Source organism: Wolbachia endosymbiont (group B) of Sphaerophoria taeniata (genome assembly GCF_947179355.1).
Taxonomy (GTDB): domain Bacteria; phylum Pseudomonadota; class Alphaproteobacteria; order Rickettsiales; family Anaplasmataceae; genus Wolbachia.
Window position 1 is genome coordinate 157,193 of sequence record NZ_CAMXAW010000002.1, and the last position, 22,690, is coordinate 179,882.

The 22,690-nt window shown below is 33.0% G+C and carries 19 protein-coding genes and 2 pseudogenes; 11 read left to right on the forward strand and 10 right to left on the reverse strand.

What is annotated here, in order from left to right:
* Positions 1-12: 12 nt before the first annotated feature.
* The 3 genes and pseudogenes from ONG75_RS07720 to ONG75_RS01945 form a co-directional block, all read right to left on the reverse strand.
* A pseudogene (locus ONG75_RS07720) lies at positions 13-168 on the reverse strand (DUF3168 domain-containing protein); the annotation flags it as partial.
* 394 nt (positions 169-562) lie between these two features.
* Positions 563-1,093 (reverse strand): head-tail connector protein, encoded by a 531-nt coding sequence (locus ONG75_RS01940; RefSeq protein WP_264375626.1) that lies wholly within the window; start codon positions 1,091-1,093, stop codon positions 563-565.
* A 102-nt stretch (positions 1,094-1,195) separates the two neighbouring features.
* Positions 1,196-1,489, reverse strand: coding sequence for a hypothetical protein (locus ONG75_RS01945; protein ID WP_139686435.1), 294 nt, complete (start codon positions 1,487-1,489; stop codon positions 1,196-1,198).
* A 624-nt stretch (positions 1,490-2,113) separates the two neighbouring features.
* Between ONG75_RS01945 and dut the strand changes: the two genes are divergently transcribed.
* Positions 2,114-2,575: a dUTP diphosphatase gene (gene dut / locus ONG75_RS01950; protein WP_264375627.1), complete on the forward strand. Its 462-nt coding sequence runs from the start codon at positions 2,114-2,116 to the stop codon at positions 2,573-2,575.
* Positions 2,576-2,654: 79 nt separating this feature from the next.
* Complete coding sequence (locus ONG75_RS01955) at positions 2,655-2,816, forward strand: hypothetical protein (protein ID WP_264375628.1); 162 nt, start codon at positions 2,655-2,657, stop codon at positions 2,814-2,816.
* A gap of 254 nt (positions 2,817-3,070) precedes the next feature.
* Here ONG75_RS01955 and tnpC read toward each other — a convergent pair whose 3' ends face one another.
* Complete coding sequence (gene tnpC / locus ONG75_RS01960) at positions 3,071-4,453, reverse strand: IS66 family transposase (protein WP_264375454.1); 1,383 nt, start codon at positions 4,451-4,453, stop codon at positions 3,071-3,073.
* Positions 4,454-4,465: 12 nt separating this feature from the next.
* Here tnpC and ONG75_RS01965 point away from each other — a divergent pair, with 12 nt between their 5' ends.
* A complete protein-coding gene (locus ONG75_RS01965; RefSeq protein ID WP_264375629.1) occupies positions 4,466-5,056 on the forward strand; it encodes a hypothetical protein in 591 nt (196 codons plus the stop codon).
* 323 nt (positions 5,057-5,379) lie between these two features.
* Positions 5,380-6,339: an IS5 family transposase gene (locus ONG75_RS01970; RefSeq protein WP_264375556.1), complete on the forward strand. Its 960-nt coding sequence runs from the start codon at positions 5,380-5,382 to the stop codon at positions 6,337-6,339.
* 216 nt (positions 6,340-6,555) lie between these two features.
* Here ONG75_RS01970 and nusB read toward each other — a convergent pair whose 3' ends face one another.
* The 3 genes from nusB to yidC are packed head-to-tail and all read right to left on the reverse strand — an operon-like array spanning position 6,556 to position 9,153.
* Positions 6,556-7,038: a transcription antitermination factor NusB gene (gene nusB / locus ONG75_RS01975; RefSeq protein WP_064085381.1), complete on the reverse strand. Its 483-nt coding sequence runs from the start codon at positions 7,036-7,038 to the stop codon at positions 6,556-6,558.
* Positions 7,038-7,466: a 6,7-dimethyl-8-ribityllumazine synthase gene (locus tag ONG75_RS01980; RefSeq protein WP_007302797.1), complete on the reverse strand. Its 429-nt coding sequence runs from the start codon at positions 7,464-7,466 to the stop codon at positions 7,038-7,040. Before ONG75_RS01980 ends, nusB begins: the two co-directional genes overlap by 1 nt.
* A complete protein-coding gene (gene yidC, locus ONG75_RS01985) occupies positions 7,444-9,153 on the reverse strand; it encodes a membrane protein insertase YidC (protein ID WP_007302796.1) in 1,710 nt (569 codons plus the stop codon). Before yidC ends, ONG75_RS01980 begins: the two co-directional genes overlap by 23 nt.
* Before the next feature lie 113 nt (positions 9,154-9,266).
* On the opposite strand from yidC, the gene ONG75_RS01990 reads away from it, so the two are divergent.
* Positions 9,267-9,791, forward strand: coding sequence for a TIGR02281 family clan AA aspartic protease (locus ONG75_RS01990; RefSeq protein ID WP_010401102.1), 525 nt, complete (start codon positions 9,267-9,269; stop codon positions 9,789-9,791).
* A gap of 5 nt (positions 9,792-9,796) precedes the next feature.
* Here ONG75_RS01990 and secF read toward each other — a convergent pair whose 3' ends face one another.
* Complete coding sequence (gene secF, locus ONG75_RS01995) at positions 9,797-10,672, reverse strand: protein translocase subunit SecF (RefSeq protein WP_010401100.1); 876 nt, start codon at positions 10,670-10,672, stop codon at positions 9,797-9,799.
* Between the two features lie 157 nt (positions 10,673-10,829).
* Positions 10,830-12,212 carry a chromosomal replication initiator protein DnaA gene (gene dnaA / locus ONG75_RS02000; protein ID WP_012481713.1) on the reverse strand — a complete coding sequence of 461 codons (1,383 nt, stop codon included), beginning with the start codon at positions 12,210-12,212 and terminating at the stop codon, positions 10,830-10,832.
* Positions 12,213-12,538: 326 nt separating this feature from the next.
* Here dnaA and ONG75_RS02005 point away from each other — a divergent pair, with 326 nt between their 5' ends.
* Positions 12,539-13,276 carry a type I glutamate--ammonia ligase gene (locus ONG75_RS02005; protein ID WP_264375630.1) on the forward strand — a complete coding sequence of 246 codons (738 nt, stop codon included), beginning with the start codon at positions 12,539-12,541 and terminating at the stop codon, positions 13,274-13,276.
* A 3-nt stretch (positions 13,277-13,279) separates the two neighbouring features.
* Here the strand turns inward: ONG75_RS02005 and ONG75_RS02010 are convergent, their stop codons facing one another.
* Positions 13,280-13,930, reverse strand: coding sequence for a hypothetical protein (locus ONG75_RS02010; RefSeq protein WP_264375631.1), 651 nt, complete (start codon positions 13,928-13,930; stop codon positions 13,280-13,282).
* Between the two features lie 161 nt (positions 13,931-14,091).
* Between ONG75_RS02010 and ONG75_RS02015 the strand changes: the two are divergent.
* The 5 genes and pseudogenes from ONG75_RS02015 (at position 14,092) to ubiA (ending at position 22,387) form a co-directional block, all read left to right on the forward strand.
* Positions 14,092-17,166, forward strand: a pseudogene (locus ONG75_RS02015) (efflux RND transporter permease subunit).
* Positions 17,167-17,253: 87 nt separating this feature from the next.
* Entirely contained in the window at positions 17,254-18,807 is a 1,554-nt protein-coding gene (gene nusA, locus ONG75_RS02020; RefSeq protein WP_010407241.1) for a transcription termination factor NusA, read from the forward strand.
* A gap of 7 nt (positions 18,808-18,814) precedes the next feature.
* Positions 18,815-21,136, forward strand: coding sequence for a translation initiation factor IF-2 (gene infB / locus ONG75_RS02025; RefSeq protein ID WP_264375632.1), 2,322 nt, complete (start codon positions 18,815-18,817; stop codon positions 21,134-21,136).
* Positions 21,137-21,145: 9 nt separating this feature from the next.
* Entirely contained in the window at positions 21,146-21,496 is a 351-nt protein-coding gene (locus ONG75_RS02030; RefSeq protein WP_006015187.1) for a ribosome-binding factor A, read from the forward strand.
* Between the two features lie 3 nt (positions 21,497-21,499).
* Positions 21,500-22,387, forward strand: a complete 888-nt coding sequence (gene ubiA / locus ONG75_RS02035; RefSeq protein ID WP_264375633.1) for a 4-hydroxybenzoate octaprenyltransferase — start codon at positions 21,500-21,502, stop codon at positions 22,385-22,387.
* Positions 22,388-22,690 lie beyond the last annotated feature (303 nt).

Here is a 22,690-nt window from a genome sequence, read left to right on the forward strand (position 1 = left end):
GCAACAAAGCCAATCAGAGTTTGCTTTTAATGCTGCATAAATACTATTATACAACTCATTTATAATTTGAATTTTTTCCATCTCACAGATACGGCTAAGAACATTGCAATTTGTAGATAATTTACGTAATAAATGGTCAGTGCTTACTGTACGAACATTGTGATCAATTTCCACTAAGAAGGTGTTATTCCAATAGTTCTTTTGGTGTCATCCCAGTACTGGGATCCAGGAAAATTGATTCTAAATGAGCAAACATTTTCAATAAAATGACCAACAAGAAAAATAGTTAGGTAAAGCTGGATCCCAGTACTGGGATGACACCTTCCTTTATGGAATTAAGTTACAATGTTTTTACAGTAAGCGCTGGAATGGCACCTTCCCTTATGGAATTAAGTTACAATTTTTGTACAGTAAGCACTGGAATCCAGTTTTCTTAACCAAAAACACTTCATTCTATAATGCAAAACCCATACTCACAAAACCCAATTCATTACTCGCAATCTTGATCCAAGTACTGGTATGACACCATCTGTTGTATCTGCTATTGAATGACAAACAGGAACTACAAAACAACCTTTGGTTCGCGAAATGGAGAATACACCTTCTTTACCTCAGATAAATGGCTACTTACTTCTGATTCACGATTTTTATAGAGAGCAGAAACATGCTGCATAATACCTAGCTTTATTTGCTCAGGAACGCTGTCATAGCCAGCTTCGTATACAACATCAGCCCTTATTATGTTCAAATAATTGAAAAATTCAATATAGCTTCCTATATCACTAAAATAATAACTAAGTTTTCTATTCTTATCAGTAGCCAATATTATTTTATTCACAGGACCATAGCTTAAATAGATTCTACGAGGTATATAACCTTCATATGAAACTTGCCACATTTGCTTTACTAGAGACTTTTCCATATGCCACTGAGCATAATCAGTTGCCATAAAAATAAAACTTGAAATCAACTTATCATCTTGATCATTCTCAATTCGTAAAAAAGATTTAACCTCTCCTAAAGTTACTGGAAAAGATTTAGGCTTAGACTTACGTTGTATATTTATAATTGGATACTTTAGTCTTGTTGACATAACAACCCTCCTTTTCTATATATAGCTAAAATAAGTAAGACTTATCCATAAAAAATCTTACTTATTTTAGTTATCACTTAATATTAAATTGCAGCAGCAACTCTATCGTACAAGTATATTGAGAAGAGAACGTATTAACGCTGTTTCTCCTTTTTTATTGATCAAGTTTACTAAGCCAGATTTTAGTAGATTGACATTCTGAGAATGAATGTTATTGAAAGTGGAGTTTATTTCTTTAGCAAGTAGACTGCGAAATTTCTGCACACTTTCATATGCGATATTTTCAAGTTCATGTGCAAACTTATCTTGAGCTACAGCTGATATGTCTTCAACTTTCTCATTGAACTCTTCTAGCTTTCTTTCCTTACCTTTAAAATTTTTTGCAAAAGTTTTCATATTAATTGGCCTCAACTATTCTTGTAATTATAATGACAATAAAAAGACTACCGAAGTAAAAAATTAGCACTACAATAATGCAAACAACAGCAGCACACCAAACCGGTTCACTTTATAGCGTAAATTCAAGTATGTCATTCAAGTAGCCCTTTTTTGTCATCCCAGTACTGGGATCTAAGTTGCTCACAAGCAAACTAGCATAGAAAGGTGGTACAACGTTTTCGATGAGATTGCAGAAAGGCTGGATTCCAGCATCAAGTGCTGGAATGACACCCTCTATATAAACGTTAAGAAATTTACTAATAAAAAAAGGCAAAAGCGTTAGCTAGTTGTTACTCTCTCATCCTAAAAATTGGCGTTCTATACTGTATTTAAACATTTTATAAGCCCGCTTCAGCTTATATTAGGTAGAAATTATTGTGAAGACATAAAGTGCACATAGCGGAAAGATTTATAAGACGCCAACTGTATAATACTTTTGTCGTTTAATCTGAACAGATTGAAGGTAATAAAACACTTTGAATTTTATAGTAAGGAAGCTGAAAGATTTGTCAAGTAGTTTTCTTATCTTTTACAGGCATAATTTACATGCTACAATCAAATTTTCATAACTGGTGAATAAAAATGCAAAGAGATAAAATTAAAGTAGAAATAAAAAAGTTATCACATGGCAAAAGCTTGCCTCTTCCCTGTTATGCAACTATGCAGAGTGCTGGCATGGATCTTTATGCTGCATTGGACGACTCTGTTATTTTAAATCCACTTGAAAGGTTACTTATTCCAACTGGCATTGTAATTGCAATACCAAACGGTTTTGAAGGGCAAGTTCGCCCACGTTCTGGACTTGCTGCAAAACATGGAATCACTGTCTTAAATTCTCCGGGCACTATAGACTCCGATTATCGAGGTGAAGTTAAAGTTTGCCTAATCAATCTAAGTAATCAGCCATATGAAATAAAAAGAGGAGATAGAATCGCACAAATCCTCATCACTCCTGTATCTCAAGTAATTTGGGATGACAGAGAAGAATTCTGCACAGAAGAAACCGTCCGCAATGAAGGGGGCTTTGGATCAAGCGGTAGGTAGTTTTTTATATGTAAGTTGACTGTATTGATTTTTTTATATATAATATTAATATATTATTAACTTATTTTAAGAGGAAATTATGTCAATTTTTAAAAACCACCGTCACAAAGCAAACATTGCACTTGTAGCGCTTACTTCTCTGTATGTTATAGGCACAGCAGTAGCACTTTCAACACCGTATTGGGTGTCTTCAACTTCGATTTTAGCGCCAATTGCGTATCCGTTCAGGGGAGTGGTTTAAGAAATGATAGATAGGAGATTATGAAAAGGGTTTTAGCCGTATGGAAGTGGGATGAAAAGAAGCACTGGTTTCACATGCGTCTGAACAGACACCATTTTACAGCATTTTAAATTTGTCCTGTGCAATGTTTGTACAGTTGCGATAAAAATTACTTGACAAATTTTGACAGCTTTGTTATTTTGATAGTGAAGATATTCTAGAGCTCGAAATCTATCTTCGTCTGCAGACTTTTCGTATCCGTTCAGGAGAGTGGTTTAAGAAACAATAGATAAGAGGTTTTGGAAAGGATTGAGACCCCTTTGTTTCCATGTTAAGTATAACGAAATTATCCGTTCAAGGAATGCATTTCCCCGCTTTGATTGTGTAAAATACGAATTTTTGCGGTAAACGACATAATGCCGTATCTGCTGTTCAGCATGGTTGTTTGTCAGCGGAATGTTTTTTGGGTCATCTAAAAAATTCCACATCATTCTTTCAGATTTCAAAATATTTTTCGCAACTCGAGAGGCTCCAATTGCTTCAGGTAAGTAGGATATTTCCTTCAAGTAATACCTTGTACGTTTTCGCAACTTTCTGGCACGTCTGGCAAATCTAAAAACATCTATCTCATTTTTTAGCAAAGCCTTTTTTAGTGCAAATAATTCAGTAGCTACATTTCTTAAGTAACAGCCAAGAACTTTGACTTCAATATTCCAACTATGCGCTAATCTTTCAAAATCCCTTGCTAAGTGTGCCCAGCAGATTTGCCTTTTTTCATCAGCAAAGTAATTGTATACTGCGTACCTGTCGGTTACCACTAAGCTATTATGATTGCAGCATGCGTTATTTTTTAAAACTTTCATTCCTCTTGACTCTGTCAACTTCACAAAACTTGCCGTATTGCTTGCAAACATCCAACACCAAGCGAGTTTACCTTTGTTATAATGGCTCGTTTCATCAATATGTAGAACTTTACTCCTACTTATCTCTTGTTCGATCTGCTCATACATTTTTTTGCATTTTGAAGCAACTCTATGTTCACTATTTGATATGCTAACGACGCTTATGTTCAAATTGAAGATATCATTTACGACACTCGCTATTTCGCGTTTTGAATTTTTGTAGAATCCGCTGAACGCTGCAATTATTGACTTAACCCTTGGACCAAATGTATCTGACGTAACACCTTCTGGTAACTTACTGCTTCTTCTTTTTCCGCATCTCCGGCAACGACCATGCTCCATCTGATATTCCACTACATAAGGCCTAATTTCCGGAAGATCAACTTTTTGATGAATGTACGGTCCATTGCATATTGCAATCCCTCCTCCGCATTCACAAGTAGATGACAACTTTACTTTTATCACCTCATCTGCATCCATTTTGGCGCGAAAACTTCCTTTATGACCAACCTGACCACCAACGTTTCTGTCGCTCTTTGGCTTGTCCTTTTTTATTTTGTACAACTCTCTAGAGCTTGGTAGAGATGAATTTTTCGAGTTTAAACCAAGCCTTTCCTTTAATTCAGCGTTCTCTATCTTTAAAGCCTTGTTCTCTGCTTTTAAACTTTCATTCTCCCTTTCCAGCTTTTCTATTTTTGCTTCTAACTTTTCTATTTTTTGCTGTAAATTTTTGCAAAGCTCTAAAAGGTTTACCACATTACCTCACTTTTGCTCTATGATTATCTTTTTAGATCACCTTGTCTACCTTATTCTGCCACTCCGCTGAACGGATACCCAATTGCAGTTTTTGCAGCTACACCACTTGGAATAAGTGTTTTAGCATTTGCTGCTGTTGCACTGGTTAGTTTAGCAATATATTCCATCATCAAAAACAATAAAATATCTGAGTCTAAAACTCCGAACATTGTTATTATAAGTAAGGAAAGAGGTCTATTTGCGCAATTAAAAGATGAAGATTTTGAGTATATCAAAAAACACAACAAAAATAAGCATCAAAATGGCGATATTATCACCGATGAGTATCTTATATATTTTAGCTTAGAAAGTAAAAGTTACTACATTACTGCTACAAGTAAGGAAATGGATAAAAATGATGGATTATTAAAGATAAATTCATTAGGAAGAAAAAATGATAAAGATGACTATGACTTAATACATGAAGATAAACAAGAGTTAAAAACGTTAGGTTTATACTCTAAAGAAAATGATACTAAACTAATCATTACACTTGTGCCAAGCTCAATTGTTAAATCATCAAAAGCTGAACAACAAGAGGGAGGAAAATCATTAAAAAATTAAGTATAAAAGAGGCAGACTAAATAAGTCTGCCCTTCATTTTTTAGTGTTAGTTATTTAAGCTTATTATAGAAGCTGTCTCAAAGTATCCGTTCAGATGCATGACTAATGTGTAAATATCGAAGCAAAAGTGGTGTCATCCCAGTGCTTGACGCTGGGATCCAGTTTTCTTTACCAAAAGTGTTTCATTCTATAACGCAAAATCCATACTGGCTTTGTTGCATAGCTAGTGTTGGTTGAGGTTATTGTAAGAAGAAAAGCTTTTTAATATATGGCTACTAACGCATTTTGTTGTAAAATAGGCATTTTTCAAACAAGTACAACTTATGCCACAAAAAATGAGAGTAAGTAACCAAAGAGAATATAACGAGTTTCTCAAAAAAAGAGGAAATGTTTTTCATTTTGTTAATCAAGCCATAGAAAATTGGTATGAAAATAGTCCAAAAGTTGCAGGTGGCAATAACACTTATAGTGATAAAGTTGTAATTTTAATACACATAATAGTTCATCTTTTTAGAATTGGCTTGAGACAAGCTGTAGGTTTTGTAAAAGGTTATATGGTACAAATAGGCAAAAAACTTAAGATTATCAGCTATACACAAGCTTCCAGAAGATTTAAAAAGCTTAATTTGAAGATTGATGACCATAGAAGCAATAAAGATGATCTGGAAAATGTTGAAATTGCCGTAGATAGCACTAGAGTTAGTATCTACAATAATAACGGTGGGCATAGTAAGCTTAATATTCGAAAAAGGAAATACAGTGGTTATGGTCAAGTAAGAAAATTACATGTTGTTTTAAACATAAATGATAAGAAAGCAATAAGCATGAACTACACTAGTGGTGTTGCTGTAGACTATTTGCCGGTCTGCGATATGTTAGAAGAAGTCAGTGATAAATATAACATTTGTTCTATTCGAGCAGATGCGGCTTATGATATAAAAAGTGTGTATAAAGAATGCAGAAAATACAATATTGTGCCTATTATTCGCCCTAGGAAGGATACTAAAATTTGTTTAGCTGACTACTTATCAGAAAGAAACAAGTATATTAGTAGAATTAGGTCATATGAGAATTATGAAGATGGTATTAATGAATGGAAGAAAAAAGTTAAGTATGGAGCACGGTCTTATATTGAAGTCTTTTTCTATAGGTTGAAGCAAATATTTGGGTTTGGCTTGAAAAATAAATCAGAGGTAAATCGTGAAAAAGAGCTGTTAATTAAGTGCTACTTATTGAACAAATTTACTGATATAGGTATGGCTAAATTTAAATTAGCTGCGTAAATTCACTGTGATTTACATGCCTATCAGTGCTATGCAACAAAGCCATCCATACTTACCAAACCGAATGCATTACTTGCAATCTCGATCCCAATGTCAAGCACTGGGATGACAGAAAAAGGAGCACTGCCATCATATTGGATAACACCATTTATTTCTATAGCTGTCTTTTCTATCTTATTTTGCCACCCTACTGAACGAATACCTTACGAGAAGTTACTAAGGGTTTTTATTTAGTCTGACTGCATCCTTTACCTTATCTAACAACCCATTAATAAAGCCAATTTTGTTTGGAGCATCAAGTAAATCAGATGCAATGTTAGTATATTCATTAATAACAATTGGTGCTGGTGTATCAAAATCAATTAACTCACATACTGCAACACGCAAAATAGATAAGCTTATAAGATTTAATCGTGAAAGTGACCAGCTTGGGTGTAAATAAGACTCTATTATTTTATCATATTCTTCACTGCTTTTTATAACCTTACATAACAAGTTTTCTAAGAACTGATGTTCAAATTCTTCACATTCAAATATATCTTTCAACGTACTTATGTAGTCCTTAAGTTCACAATTTTCCAATTTAAAAGTGCTTTTGTTGTAACCTACGAAAATATTTGAGTAAGCAACTTGTACAACAAAAAATCTTGCCGTACTTCTTTTTATGCGCCACTTTTTATCTACTGGTTTTTCCTCCATTATTTTAATTTATTGTGTAGATCTATCATATGCAAAACAGTTGAGGCTGCATGGCCACCAACGTTCTTTTTATTTTTGTCAGCTCTAATTAGTGCTTTATCTTTACTATCTGCTGTGATTATTCCCATACCAAGAGGTATTGCATGATGCATAACAATTGCATTTAAGCCTTCGATTACTCCTTTACAAACGTATTTATAATGATCAGTTTCACCACGAATTACACATCCAAGAGCTAAATAACCATCATAATTAGTATTCTTGCCTTTGACCGCAAAAAGAATTGCAGCTGGTATCTCAAACGTACCAGGCGCTTTAATTATCTCGTAACCAATATTATTTCCTTTGAATTTATCAGTTGCACCCTCAAGCAAAAGGTTTGCTATTTCAGTATAATAAACTGAATTAACTATTAGTATTTTCGACATTCATTCCTACTTTTCTTGTTAAAAGCAACTTTATTAATGATTGTTGAACCAGAGTTATAATATTACTAAATATCCAATATATTACCAGGCCGGCAGGAAAAGAAGAAAAAATAAAGACAGAAATGTAAGGTAAAAACTTCATAACATTTACTTGAATATCATCTTTACTGGTTTGATCTTTCTCACTTAGCTTCTGCTGAATTATCATGGTAGCGCCGAAAATTATAGGTAAAATGCCTATAGAAATAGGAAAGTTATAATTAAACAACCCAAATAATGTAAAAATGTTTGTTGGATCAGAAGCTGAAAGATCCTTAATCCATAAATAAAAAGGGGCGTGTCTCATCTCTATAGTAACAAATAATACTTTATACAGAGCAAAAAATACTGGTATTTGTATGAGCATAGGGAAAATGCTCGACATTGGATTTACATTGTTTCTCTTGAACAACGCAATTGTCTCTTTGTGCTGCTTTAAGCTGTCATTTTTGTACAACTCTTTTATACGAGTTAATTCAGGCTGCAGGCTTTTCACCTTGAACATCGAAATATATGATCTATTAGATAAGGGAAGCATCAAAAGTTTGATTACTAAAGTTAGCAATAATATTGCTAAGCCAAAATTTTTCAAAACAAAGTTAAAATATTCAAGCAGTAAAAACACTGGCTTGGTTATAAAATAAAGTACACCAAAATCTACAGCCTTATCAAATAAAGGTATATTAAGAGTGTCTTTATAAGAATCAAGTAAATTCAACTTCTTTGCCCCAGCAAAAAAGTAGTTCAGAGTAGAAACACTTGCACCAGGGAGTATGTGTTTGTAAGGTTTAACAAAATCTACTTGAAACTTATCAATGTTATTAACATTCGTATGCTTAATACTTACATTTATTTGATCAGATTTTTCAGGTATGATAGCTGTAAACCAATATTTATCAGCAAAACCAAACCAACTTTTTTCACTTGTGCTGGCCTTTATTAAACGTTTCTTGGAAATATCCTTATATGTCCACTCCTCTAGTTTATTGTTAAATGCACCTAGTACTCCTTCATGTGATATCCAATAGGATTCGTTAATATTATCACGTTTACGATTGATTTTACCATAGGGAACCAAAACTACATTATCTTTTGTATTGTTTTCAATAATTTGCTCAACTTTAAACATGTAGTTATCGTCAAGGCTAATTTTCATTCTAAATAAAATGCCATTTTCATTATCCCAAAATAAATTGACCTCTTTTTGATTGAGTTTATCTGCTTGCCATACTGTTTTAGAATCTGGAACTTTAATCTTTTCATTCGGATCGAGCCACCCAAATTCTGCGAAATATACATCTTTTGATTCTGCAGGTGACAGTAACACCACTTGTGGAGAAGAAGAACTCGGTTCTAAGTGGTAGTTAGTTAAGATTAAGTCATCAAACCTTGCACCTTTCAGAGAAATTGATCCTTCAAGCATGTTATTGGTTAAATTAACTCTCTGTTCTCTAGTAGAATTAATAATTTCAGAACGATTTTGGTATATCATAGGAGCAAGGTCGTTAGAAGATTCGATATGTTCAATATTTTCAATCGATGGTTGGCTTTGGCTCGTGTTAAGAAAATTATCATAAATAATATGCCATAATACTATAATCAATATAGAAAGAATTGTTGCTAAAATTAAATTTTTTGCTTCTGACATGAAATTAAATCGAACATACCTCCTTAAAGTATATATTAAATATTGTACTAAAACAATAAAATTTACTTATTTTTAATAATAGCTTTTAACGCTAATCTTAAAAATTTACTCTTATGGCTTCAAATTTTAATAATATGAATGCAGCAAAAAATCTAGTTATTTGGCTACTGATAATAGTCATTACTGCAATGTTTATTGATTCACAAGGGGATAAACTAAGCAATAGGTTTCTGAGCACTTTTCTACCGTACAAAGGAAGGGTTCAAAATGGCGGAAGTATCGAATTTACAAAGTCATACGATGGACATTTTTATATTCAAGCTCAAGTCAATGATCGTAATATAACGTTTTTGCTTGATACCGGAGCAACTGATATTGTTCTATCGCAAAAAGATGCGTTACATGCTGGTATTAACTTACAAAACATTCAAGACTTTAAAATATATGAAACTGCAAAAGGTCAAATAAAAGCTGGAGTGGTTCAAATACCTCAAGTTAAAATAGGAAATTTTTTAATTAATGATGTGCACGCTAGTGTTAATACTCACTCTATGTCCCATTCATTACTTGGTATGAGCTTTTTGAGATATTTTCATTTCACTATTAGGGATAACAAGCTAATATTATATCGTAGTTAAACGTTCTATACTCTACTTATCAACGCTCTGCAGGTCAATATAGGAGCAGAGATAAATATTGCGGAACAGGTGCCGATTGCAATGCCAAAAGAAATGATTAAGCAGAAGTCTCTGACCACACCTGTACAAATCAGCACTAAAGGAAGAGCGGCAAGAAGAGTAGTACCTGAAGTTAACATAGTGCGAAATAGCGTCGAATTAATGCTGGCATCAACTACTTCACCTATTTTTGCATTTTTTCCACTTTTTTGATACTCTCGAATCCGATCATATATAACCACTGAGTTATTGATTGAGTAGCCAATTACGGTAAGGAGAGCTGCAACTGATGAAATATTAAACTCAATACTCGTTAAACTGATAAAGCCAAGAGTTAAAATCACATCATGGATCAGTGCCATTATTCCACCAAGTCCACACTGCCAGTTAAATCTAAGCCAAACATAAAAAAATATTCCAATAATTGCAATTAACATGGCTGATATCCCTTCAAATATCTGCGTTGAGCCTATTTGTGGACCAACATAATCTATTTTGCGATAAGTTACTAAATTACCTAATTTGCTCTCTAATATACTTTTAACCTTTTTAATTTTATCTTCATCTCCCTCATCTTTAAACCGCACAACTAAGTTATCACCAGCTTTTGAACTCTGTATCGTAAATCCACTCTCTTTTAATATACCGAGAATAGCATCATCCTTGCTTGAAGATTTTATCTCTATCAAAATTCCACCTGTAAAGTCTATACCCAAATTCATTCCTCGCAGCATAAAAGTAAGCATTGAAAAAATGATAAGAATAACGCTAACAAGTGCTGTCAAATTTCTATATTTACTAAATTTTATATCAAGATTATCTGGAATAAGTCTAATTGCCATATTTCCTACTTAAATTGTGATTTTATATACTTTTTAAGCAATCTACTAGCTATTTTCTCTTAGCTTATACTAATAATGATCTTTGATTTACTTAATCTACTTGAAAAAGATATTTGATCAAAAAAATGAAAACAGCCTGGTTGTCATTAATAAAGTGCTACTTAAACATCTTTTTTAATCGATTGATTTCATCAGCAAATTTTGGGTCAGTTCTTATGAAATTTTCCACTTGTTTGACTGCGTGTATAACAGTAGCATGATCTCTACCACCAAAATTTCTTCCAATATCTGGTAAACTTTTTTGCGTAAACTTCTTTGCGAAATACATAGCTATTTGTCTCGGCCTCGCAAGACTGCGGAGCCTTCTATTAGATTGCATATCTGCAATCTTTATATTGAAAAATTCAGCTATTTTTTTCTGTATTTCTTCTATTGTGATTGACCTATGATTTGACCTAAGAAGATCAATTAGGGTCTCACTAGCTGATTCTACTGTCATGCTTCTTCCAATTAAAGAGGTATGAGCAACCTTATTTAATGCTCCTTCTAGTTCTCTTATATTGGATTTTATATTCCTTGCCAAAAATTCTAGGACATCCTTTGGAACATACATATTCATTCGTTCCACTTTCGCCTGCAATATACCAAGTCTTAATTCAAAAGTCGTTTCATTAATATCTGCAACTAATCCCCAACCAAGTCGTGATTTTATTCTTTCTTCTACTCCATCAAGATCACTAGGAGACCTATCAGCTGATATAACCAATTGTTTATTTTGGTCTATCAATGCATTGAAAGTGTGAAAAAATTCTTCTTGTGTACTATCTTTACCACTGATAAATTGCACATCATCTACCATCAATACATCTACTGATCTAAATTGCTCTTTAAATAACATAATATCTTTGCTCCGCAGCGCCGTAATATATTGATACATAAATTTCTCTGCTGATAAATATACCACTTTTCTTTTTGCTGACGGAGAATTAACTATGTCCCAAGCTATAGCATGCATTAAATGTGTTTTACCAAGTCCCACTCCACCATATAGAAATAAAGGGTTGCTTCCTGATATTGGATCTATAGATTCCGCTACACGCTTTGCCGCTGTAAATGCTAACTCATTTGACTTTCCTACCACAAAATTATCAAAAGTGAATCTGGTATCTAGTGGTGAACCAAGATTATGATTATTTTCCTCTCTATTTTTTAGTATCGTATTAGAATTTGAATTTCTTTCTTCAATTAATTGAATATCAATAGAACATACACTTTGATCTTCGCTTTGCCATAATGACAATATTTTTTCCATGTAGTGAACTGTAATCCACTCCTTTATAAATCTTGTTGGTACAGACAACAAAACTTCTCCATTTCTGTTGCTGATAAATCTTAGTGAACTCAGCCAGCTGTTATACGTTGCTTCTCCATAGAGATTATGGAGATAATTTTGGATTTTTTCCCAAGTAACATTGTGGTCCGTTACTGTAATAATCTGATCAAAAAACATAGTAGAAACCTTAGGGTTAGTTAAGTTCATATACCACACCAAGAAAGAACAATAATCAGAAAGATGCAAGATAATCAATAGCTTACTGTAAGATAAAAAGCTAACACTACTTAATACATATCTAAAATTATGAGGATTTTTTGACGAGTTGTAAAGAGTATAAAAGCACTAAAATTGATCATTTTTTTGAAATAAAAACAATCAATTTGTAAATGTCTCTTGTACCGAGGATTAGAAGTATGTTATTAAAAAATAGTAATATATTATGTATAAATAAGATATTAAATTTACTGATAAATAAGTAAAGTACTTGTATAAATATAGTTGATTTAGTATAAATTTATTGAAGTAAATTTGTGATTATATTAAGTAATTTGAGTCATAATACTGTATTCGGTATTGAACTGGAGTTTTACACTGAGGGAATAAAAAAAGAATATTTATTTCTGAATAGCATCAAAAATAAAATAGCTTCTCTTGGATTTTTTTGTGAGAAAGAGAGTTCTTTAAACCAATACGAGATAAAAAGTGATTGTTATACGAGTCCTGATAATTTAATTATGCATTTTGAGTTAGTAAAAAAATTACTGATTGGAACAGCAAAAGAGTTCGATGGTAATGTTTCTTTTAAAGCAAAACCTTATTTGGATAGAGCAGGCAGCGCACTAAATGTACATGTTAGCCTCATGGATTCAAATAATAATAACTTATTTTATGGCAATAAGCAAAAATATAGTGACCACCTGATTCACAGCATAGGTGGATTATGTGCAATGATGAAAAAACATATGTTGTTTTTTGCTCCAAATGATGATTCATATTTAAGATTTCAGTACCCAGATATTCATACTCCAACTACGATTAGTTGGGGAGTGAATAACAGAACTGCTGCGATAAGAATTCCCTATTTTGGCAACGATTCCAAAAGATGCCGCCTAGAGCACCGTGTTCCTGGAGCAGATTGTAACCTTGAAAAAGTACTCACAGCAATAATTGAAGGTATAGTTTTTGGTATAGAGAACAAAATTGCTCCGCCAAATAGAGTGTATGGCATTGCATCTGATCCTCAATATAAGATGGAGAGTTTGATATAGCAACTACCTGTTAAACCCTAACCCATTAAACTCCTTTGAGGTAATTGGCCATTCTAGCACTTTCCTCACATCATTATTTACATTCCCATACTGTAATAGCAAGTCTGCAGCAGATAGTTTCTGCGTACTTTTAGATGATCCAAGCCCTATATTGGTAAGGTTGCTCGGTGGCTGCTCAGGAAGTGGATTACCAAGTGCATCCATGTGTTTAGGTAAAGGTTCCATAACAATATTTGTAGCACTAGAAACGAAATGACTATCTGTAGTATCAGCACTTTTAGAAAGTGAATTACCTTTGAAATCCATATGTTTAGGTAGTCCATTTTTCATTTCTTCTTCTGCTCTTTTATTTTTTAATTCTTCTTCTAGCTCAGTTTCAGTTCTTTTTGGTTCTTTTACGGTATCTTTTTCTTCACCTTCATCAACACTGCTATACCCTTCATCTTCTGACATATCATCAGTTTTAACAGACTTAGCTCCTGCTTTATTAAGCAATGAAAGTAATGCGTAAGTAACTGCAGCAGCAGTAACTATAATGGCTATCTTTGCAGCAATGTGAATCACTGTTAAAAATACTAAAGTTGATGAAACACCAACCAACCCAGATATGATCACTTTATTCTTGCCTTCTATCACACTTAAAACTGCTACCATAATAATCCCTCAAATACCATACTAAAGTCATATTATATAGAAATTTTCTTACGCTTGCAAAACTGTAAAAATTTTAATCATTTACATAAAGCTATATGAGGATTAATTAATATATAATTTATCTTAGCTATAATATGATATAAATACGTATAATGTTTGGCATGAAAAGCTTACTTGTAGAGAGGAATAGAACAGTAATATTATTGCTTATCGTGATTTTTACCTTCGGCTCATACACTTATATAAAGATGCCAAGAGAAAGCAATCCTGATATACAGATTCCTATAATTAGTGTATTTGTCGGGTTTCCTGGTATTTCTGTCGAGGATAGTGAAAAGCTATTAGTGCTTCCTATAGAAAATGAACTAAGATCCATCGAAGGTGTAAAAGAATTGAGAGCTTTTGCAACTAATGATGGTGCTCACATGATAATCGAATTTAGAACAGAGTATAATAATAAAGAAGTGCTCGATAATGTCCGTTCAAAGCTTTTAAACATAAAATCAAAATTACCTATTGAAGCAGAATCTCCGATAATCAATGAAATAGACTTGAGCTTATTTCCGATACTAAACGTTGGCTTGATTGGTAATTTGCCGGAAAGAACTTTAACTGAAATAGCACGCAAACTAAAGAAAGAAATAGAATCTCTGCCAAATGTTCTTAAAGTTGAAGTAGCAGGTATGCGTAAAGAAACAGTGGAAATTATAATTGAGCCCACAGTTCTAACAAAATATAACATTCAATCAAATGAGATATTTCAAGCTATATCAAACAACAACAGATTGGTAGGAGCCGGATCACTAGAAAATGATACCGGTAAATATTCGATTAAAATATCAGGGTTATTAAAAGACATAGAAGATATTATGAATATTCCTATTAGATCTCAAAGTGATGCAGTTTTGAGAATCAAAGATATAGCAAAAGTATAACTTGGGTTTGAGGATCACCAAGGATTTGCTCGTATTAATGGACTACCTAGCATTGTACTAGAAATTTCAAAACGTAATGGAAAAAACATAATAGACACGGTAAATCAAGTAAAATACTTAATGGACAAAGCAAAAGATCAATTACCTGAAAATTTAAAAGTAGTTTATTTGAATGACCAGTCAAAAAATGTACGTGATGTGCTTGACGACTTGGAAAATGGTATAATATTTGCCGTATTACTAATATTAACCATAATAATGCTCTTTATGGGAACAAGGGCTGCTATTCTTGTTGCACTATCAATACCTGGCTCCTTTCTAATAGGAATAATGGCTCTTTACCTCATGGGTATTACTCTAAATATAGTTGTGCTCTTCAGTTTAATTATGGCAGTTGGCATGCTGGTTGATGATGCAATTGTAATCAGCGAATATGCTGATAGAAAGATGATTTGTGGCATGGATAAAGTAGAAGCCTTTTGCACCTCAGTTCATGATATGTTTTATCCAGTTTTATCATCAACATTGACTAAATTAGCAGTGTTTTTCCCTCTGTTACTCTGGCCCGATACAGTCGGTAAATTTATGCAGTACATACCAATTACAATAATTCTAACTTTAACTGGATCGCTAATTATGGCTTTGGTTTTTATACCAACACTTGGTGCAATATTTGGTAAACCTTCCATAACTTCAAAAAAAGAAATAATAAGAATGAGTGCTATAGAAAGTGGTGAGATAAAAAATACTGGGCTTATAATAAGAACTTATGTACGTATGTTAGAGAAAGTCTTAGATCACCCCAAAAAATTTGTATGTGTTGTTGTGTTTGTTTTATTTTTGTCTAGTATATTATATTTTACTTTTGGTCCTGGATTAAAGTTCTTTCCGAATGTAGATTCAGATAACATTTTAATCAGCGTTAAAGTAAAAGAAAGCTTATCAGCCAAAGAACGAGATTTGATACTTAAGAAAGTAGAAGAACGTATTTTGGGTGTTGAAAAGGAAATTTATGTTTTTTATGCTCGATCAGGAAAATTTTCAGACAACGTTATTGCCAAAATTCAATTGGAACTTGTAGATTGGCGCTGCAGGCGCAAAGCTACGCAAATACTAAATGATATAAGGAGTAGTGTACAAAACATAAAAGGAGTAATAATTGATGTACAGGAACAAAAGTCAGGACCATCAGCTGACAAGCCAATACAAATTAACTTAAGCGGAAGTGCATCCAACTTGAATTCAGTAGCAGAGAAAATCCTAAAAATTATGGACCAACCTTCATCTGGATTTATAAATATTCAAGATAGTAGATCAGCACCTGAAATAGAGTGGAATATGAGTATTGATAAGAGTAAGGCTACAAGCTCTGGAGTAAGTGTTGCAACCATCGGTGATTTTATAAAGATGGTTACAAATGGAGTATTAATTGGAAAATATAGACCAAATAACGCAGATGAAGAAATTGATATTGTACTACGCTTTCCCAGAAAGAATCGCAACATGAAAACTATAGATAACCTTTTTATTAATACAGCAAATGGACCATATTCTATGAGTAGCATAGTGAAATACGTTCCCGAAAAAAAGGCAAATAAACTAAGTAGGATTGATGGATCACGCACAGTAACAATCTCTGCTGACGTTGATACTGGCTATCTTGTTGATGAAAGAGTTAAGTTCATTCAAAATTCGATTACTCAAGACTGTAGTAAAGGAGTAAAGATTGATTTCAAAGGTGATAAGGAAGATCAACAAAAATCAGGAGCATTTTTATTAAAGGCTTTTATATTAGCAATTACATTGATGATATTGGTGCTAGTGGCACAGTTTAACAACATATACTATACATTTATCGTAATGACAGCAGTGTTTTTATCAACAACATGTGTATTTTTCATTTTCTTTCTTATTCAGAAAGTTTTTGTAGTTGTCATGTGTGGAGTGGGGATAATTGCTTTAGCAGGAATTATAGTGAATAATAATATACTATTGCTTGATGCCTTTCATCAGCAAATTAAGGTGCGCAAAAATAACATTAAGCAATGTATAATAAACGCTTCAATTTCTCGCATCAGGCCAATACTACTTACCGTTGCAACTACAGTTCTTGGTTTAATACCTATGATTACTAGGTTAAATATCAGTTTTTTTACGCTACAAATCACATATGATGCTCCATCAAGCCAGTGGTGGGTTGATATTTCAGCAACCATAGCAAGTGGAATATTGGCTGCAACGGTCTTAACTTTACTCTTTACTCCGGCGTTGCTTGTCATACAAAGACATGAAAAAACTTGACTTAAATTAGCAATCATTTAACATTTAAGATAGCGTTCTTTACCTGTTGAAGCTATAATTATAACTAATTAAATTGGATTTATTTATATGATTGCTAATCGTAAAAGCAGTGTTAAGCAGAAAAGCAACAAGAATAACATAGTTGGAAGCCTTGATGTAATAAAAACAGCGGGAGAGCTCTCACTTCAAAAAGGTTTGGATTTTAATATTATAATAAATGCACTTAAAAGTGCTATCGAAGCAGTAGCTCAACAAAAGTATGGTAGCAAAAGTAAAATTGTAGTTAATATAGATAGAAACACAGGCAAAGTTACCTCATATAGACAACTAAAAGTCATTAATGATGAATCAAATGAAAATGAGTGTGACTTAATTAAGTTGACACAAGCTAAGTTAATAAAAGAAGATGCAAAAGTTGGAGATACTATTAGTGAGTTGATTTCTCTTAACACTGATCTTGTTTCAGCAAGAATTGCCCAGCAAAAGATTTCTGAAATAATCAAAAATGAAGAGTTAAAAAAGCAATATGAGGAATTTAAAGATAAGGTAGGAGAAATGAGGTATGGCATCGTTAAACAAGTAGAATATTCAGATCTTATTATAGACATAAACGGAATTGGAGCATACCTCCCTTTACGAAACTTAATTGGTGGTGAGTCATTTCGTGAAGGCGATAAGGTTAAAGCTTACATACAGGCTGTTAAGCGCTCTGACGACGGACGTCAAATCATTCTTTCTAGGACTCATGAAGGCTTTTTAGAGGCATTGTTGAATCAAGAAGTACCAGAAGTTGCTGACGGATTGATAACAATTAAAGGTATAGCTAGAGACGCTGGTTCAAGATCTAAAGTTGCTGTTTTTTCATCTGATAAGAATATCGATCCAGTAGGTGCTTGCGTTGGAGTTAAAGGAGATAGAATAAAAACTATTATACACGAATTAAACGGTGAAAAAATCGACGTCATACATTACTCATCAGATTTGGGTCAATTTGTTATTAAAGCCATTACTCCTGCAGAAGTATCAAAGGTCATTATTGACGAAAATGAAAATTGTATAGAGTTAATAGTTGCTGAAGATCAATTGAGTTTAGCTATAGGAAAAAAGGGTCAGAATGTAAGATTAGCTTCAGAGCTTGTTGGATGGAAAATTGAGATATTAAGCACTCAGCAAGAATCAGAAAGAAGAAACAAAGAATTTAGTCAATGTTCAGTTTTATTTGCTGAAGCTTTAAACTTAGAAGAGATTATGGGCCAATTATTGGTAACAGAAGGTTTTTCAAGTGTAGAAGATATATCTAACACTTCAATTAAGGAACTTGCTTCAATAGAGGGCTTCAATGAAGATATTGCAAATGAACTTCATAATAGAGCAAATAATTACCTGAAAGCAGAGAATGATAGAAAAATAGAAGAGCTAAAAAATTTAGGTATGGAAGACGATGTAATCAACTTAGCCTTATCAATAGATAATAAAATTGCTCTTAGTAAACATAATATTAAAACTTTAGAGGACATAGCAGATTTATCAAATTATGAGTTTTGTAGCATACTCTCTTCCTCAACTAATAATAAAGACAATCTAAAAGATACAGCAGATTTAATAATCATAGAAGCACGTAAAAAGCTTGGATTAATATAAAAACAATATGAATAATGAAGATATCAGTAATAAAAAATTAACCCTACAAGGCTTAAGCAAGCTTAAATTAGACATTAATTTAAACTCTTTAGATAGTCAAAGTACTGGTACTACAATAGTAAAAAAAAGAAGAAAAATTCATTCTGCAGAAGAATATAGTTTATTTGACGAGAGTAAATTAGGCTCTTTAACTGAAAAAGAACAAATTTCCCGCATTAATGCTGTACAGAATGCTACTTTGCTGAAAGAAAGGAATCAGAGAGAACAAGAAGAGAAAATAAAAAAAGAAGAAAGCAATCAAGAAGCTGAAGATAAAAATGAATCACACTCTGTACCTAAAGAAATAAATAAGGAAGTTTTAAGTAATACTAACTCAGTTGAACAAAAAGAAGATAGTATTGAATATGAGAACAATGATAAAAAGTCTTTTAAAGCTAGCAAAGATATATACTCTAAGCATTCTAAGCTAGTAATTACACAGGCAATAGATGAAAGAAATGAACACCTCCCTGTATTTAAGCAAAAATTTGGTATAAGAAGTAAACAATCAAAGTTTACTAAGGGTAAAAATATAGCAAGAGAAGTTATTATACCAGACAAAATAACTATCAGGGAGTTATCTATTCGTATGGCAGAAGATAGCAAGAGTGTGCTAAAAATGCTCAAAGAAGAAGTTGGGGAGAGCTATAGAGTAGATGATCTAGTAGATCCAGATATAGCATGCGAAATAGCAAAAAAATTTAATCATACGGCTAAACGAGTAAGTGATGCTGATAAAGAAAAGAATTTACTCTTCATAAGCAACAGAGAAAACTTACCTAAAAGACCAAAACCACCTATCGTTACTTTTATGGGACATGTGGATCATGGTAAAACATCATTGCTTGATGCATTTCGTGAATCCAATGTTGCAGAAAGAGAGTCAGGTGGCATCACTCAACATATAGGTGCTTATCAATTAACGACAAAAAATAAGCAAAAAATTACTTTCATTGATACACCAGGGCATGAGGCGTTTACTGCAATGCGTGCACGTGGTGCCAATATTACTAATATAGTTGTGATAGTAGTTGCAGCTGATGATGGAATCATGAAACAAACAGTTGAAGCAATAAACCATGCAAAAGCAGCAAATGTCTCTATTATAGTTGCCATTAATAAAATTGATAAATCACAACCTGGCGATGTAGAAAGAATAATTAATAGTTTGCCTCAGTATGACCTCATCCCCGAAGAACTTGGTGGTGATGTTATAATTGTGCCAGTATCAGCAAAAAAGAAAATCAACTTAGATAAACTAGAAGAGGCAATTTTATTAATTGCTGAATTAATGACGCTAGAAGGAATAGAGGATTGTCGAGCACTTGGATGGGTAATAGAGTCCAAAATAGATAAAGCTAAAGGAATATCAGCTACATTAATAGTTGAAGAAGGGACATTAAAGATTGGTGACATATTGGTAGTTGGTACAACATACAGCAAAGTACGCAGTATGGTTAATCACCTTGGTCAAAGAGAAAAAGCGTCACTACCTTCTACTCCAGTTGAAGTTACTGGTTTAAATGGTGTACCAAATGCTGGAGATAAATTTGTTGTTGTAAACTCTGAAAGGCAGGCTCGTGAAATTGTTGAATACAGGTTAGAATTAATCAAGAAAAAGCAAGAAGATTTAGACGACAGTAATTTAGATATATTCAGTCGTAATGATAGTGAAACAGAAGAACTATCTGTAGTTTTAAAGTGCGATGTCACTGGTTCTATTGAAGCAATATCAAGCTCAATTGATAAGCTTGGTAAAGAGCAAGTGAAATTAAATATTCTACACAAAGCAGTAGGAGGAGTAACAGATTCAGATGTGCTGCTTGCAGAAGCATCAAGCGCAGTAATTTTAGCTTTTAATGTAAAAGTGGATTCAAAAATAAGAGAATTAGCAAAACAAAAAGGTATAGAAATACATACTTACAATATAATATATGAGCTTATTGAAGACATGAGGATGTATCTAACTAAAATGTTAAAGCCTGTTACACGAGAGGTTCGTGTTGGTTCTGCATCTGTAAGGCAAATATTTAATGCATCCAAAGCCGGTAATATAATCGGATGTTATGTCACTGATGGAGTTATAAAAAAAGATTCTTTAATTAAGGTAGTACGTGGCAGCAAATTGGTGCATGAAGGAAAGTTAAAAGCACTACGTAGATTTAAAGATGATGTTAAAGAAGTGGGTGTAAATTTTGAATGCGGAATATCGCTAGAGGGTAATATCGATATTAAAGTTGGAGACATTTTGGAAGCTTATCAATTAGTGCAAGAAGAAAGGACGTTATAGTAGTTGAATATGAAAAAGGAAATTAGAAATCTAAAAGTAGCATCGGTATTACATAGGGCAATATCAAAAGTCTTAATGGAAGGTAATGTTCTTAATGAAAAAGTAGTAGTATCTGATGTAAAGCTAAGCAAAGATTTGAAGAAAGCAGATGTATATATTGTGTTATCTTCATTAAACATCCAAAATGATAATGATGATATCAGCACTGTTGTTAATGAAATGAACCAATCTGCATGGTCAATACGTAAATCTATATTGTGTTATGTTGATTTGCGATTTATACCTGAGTTAGTTTTTAAGCCTGATTTAGCATTCGATAATTTTGTCAATGTAAGCAAAATATTACATAATCACACTTAATTAATGTATTTCAACCATTATTTCTCATTAATGAGAATACACAGTTTAACAGGTTTATGGCTTGTGCTATTTTCTAGCTTAAGCAGCATTCTTTTAGCCTCAACTTCTCTATCGTATCAGGCTCTTTTTCTCCTTGTTTTGTTTACTATAGGTGCATTTTTAATGAGACCCGCAGGGTGCATAATCAATGATATCTTCGATAGAGAAATAGATGCGCACGTTGAACGAACAAAATATAGGCCACTTGCAAGTGGTGCATTAAACATAAAGCAGGCTTTGGCTTTACTTTCACTGTTACTGTCTATTGCCCTGGTAATCTTATTATTAACCAATAAAACTACTCTTATACTTGGAATAATTTCAATGTGCATGATAGTTATCTACCCCTTGCTAAAGCGTTACGTTTGGTGGCCACAATTGTTTTTAGGGTTTACTTTCAACATGGGATCACTCATGGGTTCAGCAGCAATAACAAACCAGATTAGCATAGAATCCTTGCTATTTTATATAGGATGCGTCTTTTGGACGCTTAGTTATGATACTATATACGCTCATCAAGATAAAAAAGATGATGAGAAATTAGGAATGAAATCTACTGCATTATATTTTGGCAATACAACAAAATCTTGGTTGAAAAGATTTTATTTAATATCCTTAATGGCATGGTTGTACGCTGGTATACTATCATCATTAAATAACATCTTTTATATTGCTTTACTTGCCATAGGATTCATATTTCACCACCAACACAAAAATTTCAATCCAGACGATTCTAATCAATGCATGTCCATATTTAAAAATAATTCCCAGATAGGACTCCTGCTCTTTTTCGGTATCCTTTTAGATAGAATTCTAAATTCTACTTTTGTATCCGTTCAGATGCATGGCTAATGTGTAAATATCGAAGCAAAAATGGTGTCATTCCAGTGTCAAGTACTGGGATGACAGAGAAAGCATCATATTGGGATGACACCATTTATTTCTATGGCTGTCTTTTCTATCTTATTTTGTCACCCTGCTGAACGGATTCTACTTTTTAGAACATATCTTGAAAGGAAATCAGGAAGATAATATGATAGGATCAGTAAAAAATATATCCAGGTGATGTAAGTGACAAAGAATGGAAATTTCTTGAGCCAAGAGTTGCACAAGGTGTGGCCAAGAAAGCACAAAATAAGAACAATTATTAATGTT

Excerpts from the sequence above, each read along its gene's own strand:
- ONG75_RS01955 (WP_264375628.1), top strand. The coding sequence starts at position 2,655 with ATGTCAATTTTTAAAAACCACCGTCACAAAGCAAACATTGCACTTGTA.
- dnaA (WP_012481713.1), bottom strand. The coding sequence starts at position 12,212 with ATGAACTTAACTAACCCTAAGGTTTCTACTATGTTTTTTGATCAGATT.
- yidC (WP_007302796.1), bottom strand. The coding sequence starts at position 9,153 with ATGTCAGAAGCAAAAAATTTAATTTTAGCAACAATTCTTTCTATATTG.
- ONG75_RS01945 (WP_139686435.1), bottom strand. The coding sequence starts at position 1,489 with ATGAAAACTTTTGCAAAAAATTTTAAAGGTAAGGAAAGAAAGCTAGAA.
- ONG75_RS01970 (WP_264375556.1), top strand. The coding sequence starts at position 5,380 with ATGCCACAAAAAATGAGAGTAAGTAACCAAAGAGAATATAACGAGTTT.
- ONG75_RS01990 (WP_010401102.1), top strand. The coding sequence starts at position 9,267 with ATGGCTTCAAATTTTAATAATATGAATGCAGCAAAAAATCTAGTTATT.
- infB (WP_264375632.1), top strand. The coding sequence starts at position 18,815 with ATGAATAATGAAGATATCAGTAATAAAAAATTAACCCTACAAGGCTTA.
- secF (WP_010401100.1), bottom strand. The coding sequence starts at position 10,672 with ATGGCAATTAGACTTATTCCAGATAATCTTGATATAAAATTTAGTAAA.
- nusB (WP_064085381.1), bottom strand. The coding sequence starts at position 7,038 with ATGGAGGAAAAACCAGTAGATAAAAAGTGGCGCATAAAAAGAAGTACG.
- ONG75_RS01940 (WP_264375626.1), bottom strand. The coding sequence starts at position 1,093 with ATGTCAACAAGACTAAAGTATCCAATTATAAATATACAACGTAAGTCT.
- dut (WP_264375627.1), top strand. The coding sequence starts at position 2,114 with ATGCAAAGAGATAAAATTAAAGTAGAAATAAAAAAGTTATCACATGGC.
- ONG75_RS01980 (WP_007302797.1), bottom strand. The coding sequence starts at position 7,466 with ATGTCGAAAATACTAATAGTTAATTCAGTTTATTATACTGAAATAGCA.
- nusA (WP_010407241.1), top strand. The coding sequence starts at position 17,254 with ATGATTGCTAATCGTAAAAGCAGTGTTAAGCAGAAAAGCAACAAGAAT.
- ONG75_RS02010 (WP_264375631.1), bottom strand. The coding sequence starts at position 13,930 with ATGGTAGCAGTTTTAAGTGTGATAGAAGGCAAGAATAAAGTGATCATA.
- ONG75_RS02030 (WP_006015187.1), top strand. The coding sequence starts at position 21,146 with ATGAAAAAGGAAATTAGAAATCTAAAAGTAGCATCGGTATTACATAGG.
- ubiA (WP_264375633.1), top strand. The coding sequence starts at position 21,500 with ATGTATTTCAACCATTATTTCTCATTAATGAGAATACACAGTTTAACA.